This window comes from Variovorax sp. 05T418 (assembly GCF_056396385.1).
The window spans coordinates 29,547-42,889 of the sequence record NZ_JBFTLJ010000021.1; the positions used below are offsets into that span (position 1 = coordinate 29,547).

Here is a 13,343-nt window from a genome sequence, read left to right on the forward strand (position 1 = left end):
CGCAAGGAGAGAACCATGGGTTTGCTTAGTTTCATCAAGGAAGCCGGCGAGAAGCTGTTCGGCGGATCGTCGGCGCAGGCGGCCGAGCCGGACGCCAACGCCAAGGCCGCGGCCGCCATCAAGACCTACATCGAGACGCAGAATCTCGGCCTCACGGGCCTGGAAGTGACCTACACCGCGAGCAGCGGCGTGGTGACGCTGTCCGGCCAGGCGCCTTCGCAGGAAGCCAGCGAAAAAGCCGCGCTGGCCGCGGGCAACGTGGCGAACGTGACGAGCGTCGACAACAACCTGGTCGCACCGCCCGCCCCGCCGGCGCAGTACCACGACGTGGTGAAGGGCGACACGCTGTCGGCCATCTCCAAGAAGTACTACGGCGACGCCAACAAGTACAACGCGATCTTCGAGGCGAACAAGCCGATGCTGAGCCATCCGGACAAGATCTATCCGGGGCAGAAGCTGCGCATTCCGGCGCTGTGAGCTGATTCAACCGCCAACTGCTGCGGAAAGGCCCACTGGTTTCGGTGGGCTTTTTTATTGGGTGGTTTTGTTTGGCGCTGTTGTTCAGGGCGGCGTGCACAGGCCACCGGGTACACCCCTCCGCGAATGTCCCCCCGTCGGCGGGAGCGCGCCCTGAACAAAGCCCGAGCCCGAACCTAGTTCTGCTTCCAAGGCAGCCCGCGCTTGCGCCAGCCGCCGATCTGCCCGCGGTGGCCGCTCTCGTCCGGATTGCCCTCGAAACCTTCGAGGATGTTGTAGGCCTCCAGGCCCAGTTCGGTGGCGCGCCGGGCGGCGGCGATGGAGCGCACGCCGCTGCGGCACAGCAGCACCAGCTTCTTGTTGCCGTCTTCGCCCGCGGCGCGAATGCCGCCGTCGAAAGCCGGGTTGAGCGCCATGCCCGGCCACTGCTTCCAGGCCAGCGGCACGGCGCCGGGCACGTAGCCGACCCATTCGCGCTCGGCATCGGTGCGCACGTCGACCAGCACGGCCTCGCCACTCGCCATCCACTGCGCGGCCTGCTCGGGCGTCACGTCGCCGGCATAGCCTTTTTCACCAACGGGTTCGGTCATCTCTTTCTCGTCCTTCCAATCGATAGGGTTACTTCAAGGGCAGCGGTCTTCTTTCGTTGCCCGGCGCCCTCGCCGGATGACGGAATTTTTCACCAGTTCGTGAAAACCCTGTTTGTCGCGTTTTCCTGCGCGCCAAAGATGCGGCTTGGGCCCGCCACACGATAACGCCAAGAGGCGGGCAGGGTTTCCTTGTCATCAGAACTTGTACGGAGAGAGACAACATGACAGACAGCAAATCGCCCCGCCGCCGCAGCCTGCTCAAGGGCGCGGCCGTGGCCGCAGGCGCCATGTCGGCGCCGATGGTCAGCATGGCCCAGACCACCTCGCTGCGCTTCCAGAGCACCTGGCCAGCCAAGGACATCTTCCACGAATATGCGCAGGACTTCGCGAAGAAGGTCAATGACATGGCGGGCGGCCGCCTGAAGATCGAGGTGCTGCCCTCGGGCGCGGTGGTCCCGGCCTTTCAGCTGCTCGAGGCGGTGAACAAGGGCACGCTGGACGGCGGCCATGGCGTGGTCGCCTACCACTACGGCAAGAACTCGGCGCTCGCGCTGTGGGGTTCGGGGCCGGGCTTCGGCATGGACGCCAACACGGTGCTGGCCTGGCACAACTACGGCGGCGGCAAGGCGCTGCTCGACGAGATCTACAAGAGCCTGAACATGGAGGTGGTGTCGTACCTCTACGGCCCCATGCCCACGCAGCCGCTGGGCTGGTTCAAGAAGCCGGTGGCCAAGGTGGAGGACATGAAGGGCCTCAAGTTCCGCACCGTGGGGCTCGCGGTGGACATGTTCACCGAGATGGGCACGGCGGTGAACCCGCTGCCCGGCAGCGAGATCGTGCCCGCGCTGGACCGCGGGCTGATCGATGCGGCCGAGTTCAACAACGCGTCGAGTGACCGCGTGCTCGGCTTTCCCGACGTGGTGAAGAACTGCATGCTGCAAAGCTTCCACCAGTCGGGCGAGCAGTTCGAGGTGCTGTTCAACAAGGGCAAGTACAGCGCGCTGCCGCAGGAGCTGCGCTCCATCATCGACTACGCCGTGCAGGCCGCGAGCGCCGACATGAGCTGGAAGGCCGTGCAGCGCAACTCGCAGGACTATGCCGACATGAAGAAGGCCGGCATCAAGTTCTACAAGACGCCCGATGCGGTGCTGCGCGCACAGCTCGCGGCATGGGACAAGACCATCGAGAAGAAAGCCGCGGAGAACCCGTTGTTCAAGAAGGTGCTGGATTCGCAGCGCATCTTCGCCGAACGCGCGCTGCAATGGCAGAACGACTACGGGGTGGACTTCAAGATGGCCTACGCGCACTACTTCGGCAAGAAGAAGAGCTGACCCCTCGGTCTGCGCGCGCTTCGTGTCGCTTCGCCAACTCCCTGCCAGGGGACGACAGCACCTGTGGACCGGCAAGGCCGGCTCCACGGTGCTTCACGAACGGTCCCCGTCCATCTCGCCATGACCATCCAACGCTTTCTCCACGCCGTCGACCGGTTCAGCATGGTCGTGGGCAAGACCTTCTCGTGGCTCATCGTGGCGCTGATGCTGCTGGTGTGCGGCGAGGTCTTCAAGCGCTATGCGCTCAACGCGCCCACTGCCTGGATCTTCGATGCCAACAACATGCTCTACGGCACCCTGTTCATGATGGGCGGCGCCTACACGCTCTCGCAGGCCGGCCACGTGCGCGGCGACTTCCTCTACGGCAGCATGAAGCCGCGCACGCAGGCCGCGCTCGACCTCGTGCTGTTCATCCTCTTCTTCCTGCCCGGCGTGGTGGCGCTCACCTGGTCGGGCTGGACCTACTTCGGCGAATCGCTCGCCATGCGCGAGCAGACCTTCAATGCCGTCCCGATTCCGCTCTACCCCTTCAAGTTCGTGATTCCGGTGGCCGGCGCCGTGCTGCTGCTGCAGGGCATTGCGGAGATGGTGCGCTGCGCGCTGTGCCTGAAGACTGGCGCGTGGGCGCCGCGCCTGAAGGACGCGGAGGAAATGGACGTGGTCGGCGAACAGCTCACCGGCAGCACCCTCGTCGACGAGGCCGACAAGCGCGAGGTGATCGACAAGGCCAAGGCCATCGAGCAGGCCGCGCAGCAGCGCAAGAGCGGCACGACGGGAGGCACCCAGTGAGCGAACCCGCACTCGGCCTCTCGATGCTCGGCCTGATCGTGGTCGTGATCATGCTGGGCTTTCCCACGGCGTTCACGCTGATGGGCCTGGGCATGTTCTTCGGCTTCATCGCCTTCTACGATCCCGCCGCGCACTGGCTGGACAACAGGATCTTCGACCTGATGGTGCAGCGCGCCTTCGGTGCCATGACCAACGAGACGCTGCTGTCGATCCCGCTGTTCGTGCTGATGGGCTACGTGATGGAGCGCGGCGCGCTGGTCGACAAGATGTTCCACAGCGTGCAGCTGGCCTTCCGCCGCGTGCCGGGATCGCTCGCGGTGACCACGCTGATCGTCTGCACCTTCTGGGGCATCGCGAGCGGCCTGGTCGGCGCGGTGGTGGTGCTGATGGGCGTGATCGCGATGCGGCCGATGCTCAACGCCGGCTACGACACGCGGCTGGCGGCCGGCGTCATCACGGCGGGCGGCACGCTCGGCATCCTGATTCCGCCCTCGGTGATGATCATCGTGTACGCGGCCGTGGCCGGGCAGTCGGTGGTCAAGCTCTATGCGGCGGCGATGTTCCCGGGCTTCTTCCTCGCCTTTCTCTACCTGGTCTACGTGATCGGCTGGGCCATGCTGCAGCCGAAGGTCGCGCCCAAGCTGCCGGCCGACCAGCAGCGCGCCCCCGTCTCGCCCTGGGTTGCGCACATCGCGGCCAGCTATTCGCCGCGCATGCTGCCCGCGCTCGCGGCGGCCGTGGTGTCGCCGGCGCGCGCGCTGCGCGGCGCGGCCGAGGGCGTGCGCATCACCTGGTGGATGTTGCTGCGCGGCCTGCTGAGCGCGCTGGTGCCGCTGGCGCTCGCGGCCGCGACGCTGGGGTCGGTCTGGTGGTACGTGGCGATCTACTCGCAGGCGGACAACAGCAGCAGCGGCAAGGCGCCGGTGGCGCAGCAGCAGCAGGCGCCGCCCGAAGCTTCGTCGTCCGGAACCGGGCTGGCCGAACCGCCGACGTCCGATGCACCGAAGGAGCCCACGGCGGAAGACGGCCTGCAGGAGCCGCCGGGCGGCGTCGAGGAGCCCCCCGGCAGCGAGGCCCCGGCGCCCGCGGCGGCCGAGAGCGGCCTGCAGCAGCTGGGCGAAGCGGTCGATGCGCCGAAGACCGCCGCCGTGCCCGAGGCCTTCTACACCGGCTTCCTGCTGGCCAGCCTCTTCACGCTCGCGCTGCTGGCCTGGTACTACTGGCGCATGGACGCGGAGCAGTTCGAGATCCTGCGCATGCTGGTGTCGTCGGTGATGCCGCTGGCCACGCTCACGCTGGTGGTGCTGGGCGTGATCCTGTTCGGCATCACGACCGCCACCGAGTCGGCCGCGGTGGGCGCGGCCGGCGCCTTCCTGATGGCTTGGCAGGCCGGCACGCTGAACTTCAAGAAGACCAAGGAGGCCGTGTTCCTCACGCTCAAGACCACCTCGATGGTGTGCTGGCTGTTCGTGGGCTCGGCGCTGTTCTCGGCGGTGTTCGCGCTGCTGGGCGGCCAGCGCATCGTCGAGGAATGGGTGCTGGGCATGAACTTGAGCCCGCTGCAGTTCCTGCTGCTGTCGCAGGCGATCATCTTCATCCTGGGCTGGCCGCTCGAATGGACCGAGATCATCGTGATCTTCGTGCCCATCTTCCTGCCGCTGCTCGCGCACTTCCAGATCGACCCGCTGCTGTTCGGCGTGCTGGTGTTCGTGAACCTGCAGGCGGCGTTCCTGTCGCCGCCGGTGGCGATGTCGGCCTTCTACCTGAAGGGCGTGTCGCCGCCGCACGTGACGCTCAACCAGATCTTCGCGGGGATGATGCCCTACATGCTGATCGTGATCCTGTGCATGGTGTTCATGTACATCTGGCCGGGGCTGACGCTGTGGCTGCCGCAGTACCTGTATGGATGAAGCGCCGCTGGCAGCACTGTGAGCGGAACCGGCCGGCGAAGGCCGGCGCTCAGCGCCGCCGCTCCACGTACGGCCGCGCCTGCAGCAGCACGATGCGCTCGCCCACGGTGGCCCATTCGATGTCCTGGTCGACGCCGTTGAACGCACGCTTCACCGCCGCCCCCACGGTGGCCAGCCGCACCACCAGATCGTCGGTCAGCACGTGGCGGCCGGCCTCCACCGGTACTTCCTTCACGCCGCCGTCCTTGTCCAGCTGCAGCGCGGTTTCTTCGGCCGAGCGGCTCAGCACCTGGATCGCCTTGGACCAGCTCGAGTACATCACCTGCTCGGCCACGCGCCGCCCCTCCACCACGCGGATGCCGATGCCGCGCTTGGCCGAGATGTAGGTGACGTGCGGGTGGCCGGCGTCGAAGGGGTCGCGCGTGATCATCACGCCGGCGCTGGTGGCATCAATGGCCGTCTGCACGAACACGCCCATCAGCACCGACTCGGCGCCGAAGCCCGCGGCGCTGCGCGCCTCCCAGGCCTCGGGGTTGAACACCGAGGCCCAGACCTTCTTCACCGCGAGTTCGAGCGCGTCGCCGGTCTTGACGTTGGGCACTGTGGTGTAGAGCCCCGCGCCGCTGAAGCCCGGCAGGTCTTCCGAGTTGGACGAGCTGCGCACGAACACGCCGCCACCGCCGAGCTGCGCCTGCCATGCGGCGCGCCACGCCGCCGCATCGGCCGCATCGACGGGCCACTGCGCGATCTCGCCCTGCAACTGCGCCAGCGCCTTCTGCCGGACCTGCGGATCGCCCGCGAAGCCGGGCTGCTGCTGCATGCGCGCGATGCGCTCGGCCAGGCCGTTCGCGTGCATGAAGCGGTCGTAGTGCGCAAAGGGAATGCAGAAGCCGTCGGGCACGGTCGTGCCTGGAATGCGCGCGGCCAGCACGGCGCCGAGATTGGCGGCCTTGGCGCCGCACTGCGCGCTGTTGCGGGCGCGCAATGACGCGAGCGGCAGCAGGCGGGTTTCACGCAGGTCCGGCTTCGCGGCCTTGCCGCTGCCTGGCAGTGCGCCGGTGGCCGCCGCACGTGCTGCGCGCGGCGGCAGCGCGGCAATTTCTTCCGCCGTGAGGCGGCGCACCTGGTAGCCCGAGGCCGCCACCTTGAGCGCCACCCACTGCCCTGCGTGCTCGCGCAGCACGGCCGCGGCATCGCGCACATAGGCGTTGGGAATGCCCCAGCCCTTGGCGAGCAGGTTGACGTGCGAGAGCGCCGTGGACGGCCGCTCGGTCAGCACGCCGGCCACGGGCGGCAGGCCGATCGGCACCTGGCGCAGCACGGCGATGTCGCCCGGCAGCAGCGCGTTCAATGCATTCGCGCCGGAAGCCTCGTCCACGATGCGCACGCGCCCCGTGGCCGTGCCCAGGTTCATCGGCATGTAGGGCTGCTCGCGGATCAGCGCCTCCTGGCTGACGAAGTCGACGCCCGCCTCGTTCGCGATGCGTTCGTGCAGCGTGGAATTGGTCTTGAACTTCACGGGCGCGAAGAAGCCGGCCTTCACCTGTGCATCGGCCTCGCGCAGCAGCGCGGGAGTGAGCCGGTCGCCTTCCCAGAACTCGTAGGTGAAGCTGCCGATGTTCTGCTGCCAGCTCAGCGTGCCGAACAGGAAGCGGCGGTCCGGCACGAGGTAGTTGCGGTCGATCTCGCGCTTGCCCGCGCGCGGCGCGAGCCCGGTCTCGCGCACGAAGCGCACATGCAGCTGGTAGCGCGGCGTGTCGATGTAGTAGGTGCGCACGGGCCGGGCCCGGCGGTCGACGGCGAACAGCACGTGGGCCAGCTGCATCGGCGTGCCGGCGTCGTAGACGCGGGCCAGCGTGTCGAAGTCGCCGCGGCTGCGCAGCGCCGGCAGCGAGGCGGGCGCAGCCGGCCGCGCGGGAAGCTGTGCGCCTTCCGGGGCGGACTTGTTGCTGTTCTGCTGCTGGTAGTAGGAAGGCTTGCGCGCGAGCTGCGCGTGCGCGGGCGCGGCGGCCATGGCCATGGCGGCGCACGCGAGCGCCGCGGTCCATTGCGCCGCGCTATGGTTTGGGTAGCGCAATTCGCCCGGTGCACAGGCGTTCTTGTTGTTTTTCATGCCGAGTCCTCGATTACAAGCGGTTGCCGAATGTGCGCGCGCTTCACCAAGCAGGGGACATGCGCTGACAGCGGCAGCGGATTCTCGCGCGTTACATATCCACCGCTTTCATCCGCCCCCGGGAACCGGAGACAAACCATGAACCGCCCCGCCTTTCTCGATCTTCACCGGCCATGGCACCGATGGCTGCTCGGCCTCGTGCTGCTGTGCCTCGGTGCGGCCGCCAGCGCGCAGCAGGACCCGCCGGGACGCGTGGCGCGCCTGAACCTGCAGCAGGGCACCGTGAGCTTCGCGCCCGCCGGCGAAGACAGCTGGTACGACGCGCAGCCCAACCGCCCCCTCACCACCGGCGACCGGCTCTGGACCGACCGCAATGCGCGCGCCGAAGTCCACATCGGCTCTGCGGCGCTGCGCATGGACGGGCAGACGCACATCGAATTCTCCGAACTCGACGACGACACCGTGCGCCTCACCGCGAGCCAGGGCAACCTGCAGCTGCGCGTGCGCGACGAGCTGGCGGGCCAGCGTGTCGAGGTGGACACCGGCAACCTCGCGGTCGTGATCGATGCGCCCGGCGAATACCGCGTGGCGGCCGACCCCGCTGCCGGCACCACCTGGATCGCAGTGGCTTCGGGCCGCGTCACGCTGCACGGCGAGAACGGCGAATCGCAATCGCTGGGTGCGCGGCAGCAGCTCACCGTGTCGGGCCGCAACCTGGCCGCGGTGGGCGGCGCGCCGGCGCAAAGCGGCAGCTTCGATGCCTGGGTGGCCGAGCGCAACCGCATCGAGGACCAGTCGATCTCCGCACGCTATGTGTCGCGCGAAGTCGTCGGCTACCAGCAGCTCGACGCCTACGGCGACTGGCAGAGCGACCCGACCTACGGCGATGTCTGGTTCCCGCGCAGCGTGGATGCCGACTGGGCGCCCTACCGCGACGGCCAGTGGGTCAACATCGCACCCTGGGGCCTGACCTGGGTCGACGCTGCGCCCTGGGGCTTTGCGCCCTTCCACTATGGCCGCTGGGCGCGCCTGGGACCGCGCTGGGCCTGGGTGCCGGGGCGGCCGGCCGCACGGCCCGTGTACTCGCCCGCGCTGGTGGGCTTCGTGGGCGGCAGCGGCGCCAATGCCGCCTTGCAGATCGGCAACGGCCGCAGCGGCGTGGGCTGGTTCCCGCTGGCCCCCGGCGAGGCATGGCGGCCCGGCTATGACGCGAGCCAGCGCTACCTCGACCAGGTGAACCGCATGGCGGCCTACCGCAACCGCCAGGCCGAGCTGCGCAACGGCTTCTATGCCAACCAGCAGATGGCGGGCGCCGTGACCGTGCTGCCGGCCGACCGCTTCGGCCGCGGCCCCTTCGGCCGGCGCGACCTGGTGCGGCTGCCGGACGACCGCTTCGCGCGGGTGCCGGTGGCGCCGGCGCCGGGCGTCCCGATGCAAGGCTTCGGCGGCGGCTTCGGCCGGCCGGCCGCTGCGCTGCCGCCGACGCAGCTGATGGCGCGCGAACAGCAGGAACTGCGCTACGAGCAGGCACGGCGAACCCGGCAGATGCAGCAGGCGCAGCAGGTGCAGGCGATGCAGCAACAACAGCAGCAGCAGCAAATGGAATGGCAGCGCCAGCAGGGCTTGCGCCAGCAGCAGGATTGGCAGCAGCGCGGCGCGCATGACCAGTGGCAACAGCAGCGGCAGCAGCAGCAGCAGCAGCAGCAGTTGCAGGTCCAGCAACAGCAGCAACAGGCGCTGCGGCAGCAGCAGGAGGCGCAGCAGCGCGCCCAGGCGCAAGCCCTGCAGCAGCAACAACAAATGCAGCAGATGCAGCAGCAACAGCGCGCGGCGCAGCAGCAGGCATTGGCCCAGCAACAGATGCTGCGCCAGCAGCAGGAGATGCAGCAACGCGCCGTGCAGGCGCAACAGCAGGCCCAGCAGAACGCGATGCGCCAGGCGCAGGAAGCGCAGGTGCGCGCCCTCCAGCAGCAGCGCGGCTTCGCGCCTGCACCGCCTTCACCGCAGCAGCAGCCGCAGCTTCAGCCAGGCCAGCGCGGCGGCGACGACCGGCGCAGGTTGATGACCTCTCCGGACCAGCGCTGAACCTCCAGGGCTTGCACGGCGCCATCGCTCCGCGCAAGTCCCGCCGCAAGCGGCGCCCTCGGCCGGCGGCTACAGTCGCCGCCAAGGAGCGTCTTTTCATGCCCACATTCGACTTCGATCTTTTCGTCATCGGCGGCGGCAGCGGCGGCGTGCGCGCCGCGCGCATGGCGGCCCAGCAGGGGGTGCGCGTGGGCCTGGCCGAGGCGGCCGACCTTGGCGGCACCTGCGTCAACGTGGGCTGCATTCCGAAGAAGCTCTACAGCTACGCGGCCGGCTATGCCGAATCCTTCGAGGAAGCCGCGGGCTACGGCTGGCAGCTGCCGCAGGCGCCGCAGTTCGACTGGGCGCATCTCAAGGCGCAGCGCGCGAAGGAAATCAAGCGGCTCAACGGCGTCTATGCCTCGCTGCTGAAGAATTCCGGCGTGGTGCTGGTCACCGGCTGGGCGCAGCTGCTCGACGGCCACACGGTCGAGGTCGACGGCAAGCGCCACACCGCGCGCCATCTGCTGGTGGCCACCGGCGGCACGCCCTACGTGCCCGACTTTCCGGGCCGCGAGCACATCGCCAGTTCCGATGCGATGTTCGACCTCGACCCGTTCCCCAAGCGCCTGCTGGTGGTGGGCGGCGGCTACATCGCCTGCGAGTTCGCATCGATCTTCAACGGCCTGGGCGCCCAGGTGACGCAGCTGCACCGCCGCGCGCACCTGCTCACCGGCTTCGACGACGACGTGCGGCAGTTCCTGGCCAACGAGATGGGCAAGGCGGGCGTCGACGTGCGGCTGAACTGCGAGGCCACCTCGATCACGCGCGGGGCGCACGGGCTCACGGTCACGCTCGCGCGCGGCCAGCAGATCGAAGCCGACACGGTGCTCTTTGCAACCGGCCGCGTGCCCAACACCCAGGGTCTCGGCCTGGACGCGGCGGGCGTGAAGCTCGACGAGCGCGGCGCCATCGCGGTCGATGCGCACTACCGCAGCTCGGTGCCGTCGATCCATGCGGTGGGCGACGTGTCCACGCGCGTGCAGCTCACGCCGGTGGCGCTGGCCGAGGCGATGGTGGTGGTCGACGAACTGTTCGGCAAGGGCCGGCGCCGGCTCGACTACGAGTTCATTCCGACAGCCGTGTTCACGCACCCCAACATCGGCACCTGCGGCTACACCGAGCTCGACGCGCGCGCGAAGTTCGGCGACGTGGCGGTGTTCTCGAGCGAATTCAAGTCGCTGCGCCACACGCTGTCGGGCCGCACCGAGCGCACCTTCATGAAGCTGGTGGTCGACAAGGCCAGCGACCGCGTGGTGGGCCTGCACATGGTGGGCGCCGATGCGGGCGAGGTGGTGCAGGGCTTTGCCGTGGCGATGCGCGCGGGCGCGACCAAGGCGCTGTTCGACAGCACCATCGGCATCCACCCGACGGCGGCCGAAGAGTTCGTGACTATGCGCGAACCCATGCCAGGCTAGCGCTGCTTGCCCTCGAGCAGCTTCACCATCACGAACAGCACGCGGTTGGCGGGCGTGGGCACGCCCAGCGCCTCGCCGCGGCGCACGACGAAGCCGTTGAGGTGGTCGATCTCGCTGGGCTTGCCGCGTGCGAGGTCCTGCGCGGTCGATGAATACTGCGAGGGCAGCGACTGCGCGATGCCGCGGACGGCCGCATCGGTATCGCCTGGAATCTCGACGCCCTCGGCCCTGGCCACGGCCAGGCATTCGGCGACCACGTCGCGGATCACCTCGGCCACGCCCGTGGCCTTCACGAGCTCGCCGTAGGGCAGTTGCGACACGGCCGACAGCGCGTTGTAGGCGCAGTTCAGCACCAGCTTGGCCCAGAGCGAGCCGCGCACGTTGCCCGAAATATGCGTGGGCACGCCGGCGGCCACCAGCTGCTGCGCCGCCTGCTCGCTGTGGCGCGAAGGCGCGATCACCAGCTCGCCGCGGCCGTGGTGCTTCACGTGGCCCGGGCCGGCCATCTCGGTGGCGACATAGACCACGGCGGCGGCCACCTCGCTGGACGGCAGCGCCGCGCGCACGCGCTCGTCGTTGTCGACGCCGTTCTGCAGCGTGAGCACCAGCGCATCGCGCGACAGATGCGGCCCGATCTGCGCCGCGGCCGATTCGGTGTCGGTGGACTTCACGCAGAACAGCACAAGCTGGGCGCCCTGCACCGCATTCGGCTCGGTGCTTGCGCCGAGCGGCACCTGCTCGTCGAAGGTCTTCGTCTCCAGCCGCAGCCCGTGGGCGCGCACGGCCTCCACGTGCCAAGGCCGGCCGATCAGCACCACCTCGTGGCCCGCGCGCGCCAGCATGGCGCCGTAGTAGCAGCCGACTGCGCCGGCGCCCATGACTGCGACTTTCATCGATTCGATTCCTTGGTTGTCTGCAGGAGGCTTCGAGGTTAGCCGTTCGGCCGCCGCGCCGCAGCGGGCGGGCATGCCGGCGCCGCATTGGCATTGCACAATGCCGTCATGCCCTACATGCCCACTTTCGTCGCTCCCGCCCGCTTCAACGACGCCGCCGCCGCACTCGAACAGGTCAAGTCCATCTACCAAGGGGGCCTCGCGCACCTGCGCGAATCGATGCTGCGCTTCGTGGCCGGGGAGGCGCTGCCGGGCCGGGTGCGGGCCTGCTACCCGTTCGTGCGGGTGCACACGCACACCGTCTCGCGCCACACGCCGCCGGCCAACGCGGGGCTGAGCTACGGCTTCGTCGCCGGACCGGGCCGCTACGAGACCACGCTGACGCGGCCCGACCTGTTCTCGCGCTACTACCTCGACCAGTTCCGCCTGCTGCTGGAGAACCATCAGGTCGAGATCGAGGTGGGCACCAGCACGCAGCCGATCCCCATCCACTTCTCCTTTGCCGAGAACGACCACATCGAAGGCACGATGAGCGAGGAGCGCCGCGCGCTGATGCGCGACGTGTTCGACCTGCCCGACCTGGGCGTGATGGACGACGGCATTGCCAACGGCACCTACGAAGCGCTGGCGGGCGAGGCGCAGCCGCTGTCGCTCTTCACGGCCGCGCGCGTGGACTATTCGCTGCACCGGCTGCGGCACTACACCGGCACCGCGCCCGAGTGGTTTCAGAATTTCGTGCTGTTCACCAACTACCAGTTCTATATCGACGAGTTCGTGCGCCTGGGCCACGAGGCCATGGCCGACGAGAAGAGCGAGTACGTGGCCTTCATCGAGCCCGGCAACGTGGTCACGCGCCGGCGCGGGCTGGCCGCGGGCGCCAGCACCAACTACGGCGGCCTGCTCGACGGCAGCCAGGGCACGGCGCCGCCGCGCCTGCCGCAGATGCCGGCCTACCACCTGGTGCGCGAGGACTGCAGCGGCATCAGCATGGTGAACATCGGGGTCGGCCCGGCCAACGCCAAGACCATCACCGACCACATCGCCGTGCTGCGCCCGCATGCCTGGATGATGCTGGGCCACTGCGCGGGCCTGCGCAACGCGCAGCAGCTCGGCGACTACGTGCTGGCGCATGCCTATGTGCGCGAGGACCACGTGCTCGACGAGGAACTGCCGCTGTGGGTGCCGATTCCGGCGCTGTCGGAAATCCAGCTCGCGCTGGAAAAAGCGGTGGCCGACGTCACGCGCTACACCGGCCCGGACCTCAAGAAGATCATGCGCACCGGCACGGTGGCGAGCACCGACAACCGCAACTGGGAGCTGCTGCCGGGCAACCAGCCGCAGCGCCGCTTCAGCCAGAGCCGGGCCGTGGCGCTCGACATGGAAAGCGCCACCATCGCGGCCAACGGCTTCCGCTTTCGCGTGCCCTACGGCACTTTGTTGTGCGTGAGCGACAAACCGCTGCACGGCGAGATCAAGCTGCCGGGCATGGCCAACCACTTCTACCGCGAGCGCGTGGAGCAGCACCTGCGCATCGGCATGCGGGCCATCGACATCCTGCGCGAGCAGGGTTCGACCCGGCTGCACAGCCGCAAGCTGCGCAGCTTCGCGGAGGTCGCCTTCCAGTAACCGCCGGGCTTACCTAGGGTTTTCACCTACTTTTGAAAGTAGGTGGGCGACGCATTTCGCGGACATCATCCG

The 13,343-nt window shown here is 68.7% G+C and carries 10 protein-coding genes; 7 read left to right on the forward strand and 3 right to left on the reverse strand.

Annotated elements, in window-relative coordinates; all coding sequences use genetic code 11:
- The first annotated feature begins 15 nt into the window (after nt 1–15).
- Nucleotides 16–477 carry a peptidoglycan-binding protein LysM gene (gene lysM, locus AC1DMS_RS28715; protein ID WP_278874158.1) on the forward strand — a complete coding sequence of 154 codons (462 nt, stop codon included), beginning with the start codon at nt 16–18 and terminating at the stop codon, nt 475–477.
- Between the two features lie 176 nt (nt 478–653).
- On the opposite strand, the gene AC1DMS_RS28720 is transcribed toward lysM, so the two are convergent.
- Entirely contained in the window at nt 654–1,067 is a 414-nt protein-coding gene (locus tag AC1DMS_RS28720; protein WP_062364223.1) for a rhodanese-like domain-containing protein, read from the reverse strand.
- A gap of 221 nt (nt 1,068–1,288) precedes the next feature.
- Here AC1DMS_RS28720 and AC1DMS_RS28725 point away from each other — a divergent pair, with 221 nt between their 5' ends.
- From AC1DMS_RS28725 to AC1DMS_RS28735, 3 genes are all read left to right on the forward strand, one after another.
- A complete protein-coding gene (locus AC1DMS_RS28725) occupies nt 1,289–2,398 on the forward strand; it encodes a TRAP transporter substrate-binding protein (RefSeq protein WP_015867700.1) in 1,110 nt (369 codons plus the stop codon).
- A 120-nt stretch (nt 2,399–2,518) separates the two neighbouring features.
- A complete protein-coding gene (locus AC1DMS_RS28730) occupies nt 2,519–3,187 on the forward strand; it encodes a TRAP transporter small permease subunit (RefSeq protein WP_478182029.1) in 669 nt (222 codons plus the stop codon).
- Complete coding sequence (locus AC1DMS_RS28735) at nt 3,184–5,097, forward strand: TRAP transporter large permease (RefSeq protein WP_369663702.1); 1,914 nt, start codon at nt 3,184–3,186, stop codon at nt 5,095–5,097. The genes AC1DMS_RS28730 and AC1DMS_RS28735 overlap by 4 nt, the downstream gene beginning before the upstream one ends.
- A 49-nt stretch (nt 5,098–5,146) precedes the next feature.
- Here the strand turns inward: AC1DMS_RS28735 and AC1DMS_RS28740 are convergent, their stop codons facing one another.
- Nucleotides 5,147–7,210: a PEP/pyruvate-binding domain-containing protein gene (locus AC1DMS_RS28740; RefSeq protein WP_369663703.1), complete on the reverse strand. Its 2,064-nt coding sequence runs from the start codon at nt 7,208–7,210 to the stop codon at nt 5,147–5,149.
- Nucleotides 7,211–7,348: 138 nt separating this feature from the next.
- On the opposite strand from AC1DMS_RS28740, the gene AC1DMS_RS28745 reads away from it, so the two are divergent.
- Nucleotides 7,349–9,295, forward strand: coding sequence for a DUF6600 domain-containing protein (locus AC1DMS_RS28745; RefSeq protein WP_436037297.1), 1,947 nt, complete (start codon nt 7,349–7,351; stop codon nt 9,293–9,295).
- Nucleotides 9,296–9,393: 98 nt separating this feature from the next.
- Nucleotides 9,394–10,752 carry a glutathione-disulfide reductase gene (gorA, locus tag AC1DMS_RS28750; protein ID WP_369663705.1) on the forward strand — a complete coding sequence of 453 codons (1,359 nt, stop codon included), beginning with the start codon at nt 9,394–9,396 and terminating at the stop codon, nt 10,750–10,752.
- Here gorA and AC1DMS_RS28755 read toward each other — a convergent pair.
- Nucleotides 10,749–11,645 carry a ketopantoate reductase family protein gene (locus AC1DMS_RS28755; protein ID WP_478182030.1) on the reverse strand — a complete coding sequence of 299 codons (897 nt, stop codon included), beginning with the start codon at nt 11,643–11,645 and terminating at the stop codon, nt 10,749–10,751. The two genes, gorA and AC1DMS_RS28755, sit on opposite strands and share 4 nt — an antisense overlap.
- 108 nt (nt 11,646–11,753) lie before the next feature.
- Between AC1DMS_RS28755 and AC1DMS_RS28760 the strand changes: the two genes are divergently transcribed.
- Nucleotides 11,754–13,271 carry an AMP nucleosidase gene (locus AC1DMS_RS28760; protein ID WP_015867707.1) on the forward strand — a complete coding sequence of 506 codons (1,518 nt, stop codon included), beginning with the start codon at nt 11,754–11,756 and terminating at the stop codon, nt 13,269–13,271.
- Nucleotides 13,272–13,343: the final 72 nt, after the last annotated feature.

What these genes read in the sequence shown, in the direction of transcription:
- AC1DMS_RS28755 (WP_478182030.1), bottom strand. Translation starts at nt 11,645, where the DNA reads ATGAAAGTCGCAGTCATGGGCGCCGGCGCAGTCGGCTGCTACTACGGC.
- lysM (WP_278874158.1), top strand. Translation starts at nt 16, where the DNA reads ATGGGTTTGCTTAGTTTCATCAAGGAAGCCGGCGAGAAGCTGTTCGGC.
- gorA (WP_369663705.1), top strand. Translation starts at nt 9,394, where the DNA reads ATGCCCACATTCGACTTCGATCTTTTCGTCATCGGCGGCGGCAGCGGC.
- AC1DMS_RS28720 (WP_062364223.1), bottom strand. Translation starts at nt 1,067, where the DNA reads ATGACCGAACCCGTTGGTGAAAAAGGCTATGCCGGCGACGTGACGCCC.
- AC1DMS_RS28745 (WP_436037297.1), top strand. Translation starts at nt 7,349, where the DNA reads ATGAACCGCCCCGCCTTTCTCGATCTTCACCGGCCATGGCACCGATGG.
- AC1DMS_RS28725 (WP_015867700.1), top strand. Translation starts at nt 1,289, where the DNA reads ATGACAGACAGCAAATCGCCCCGCCGCCGCAGCCTGCTCAAGGGCGCG.
- AC1DMS_RS28740 (WP_369663703.1), bottom strand. Translation starts at nt 7,210, where the DNA reads ATGAAAAACAACAAGAACGCCTGTGCACCGGGCGAATTGCGCTACCCA.
- AC1DMS_RS28730 (WP_478182029.1), top strand. Translation starts at nt 2,519, where the DNA reads ATGACCATCCAACGCTTTCTCCACGCCGTCGACCGGTTCAGCATGGTC.
- AC1DMS_RS28760 (WP_015867707.1), top strand. Translation starts at nt 11,754, where the DNA reads ATGCCCTACATGCCCACTTTCGTCGCTCCCGCCCGCTTCAACGACGCC.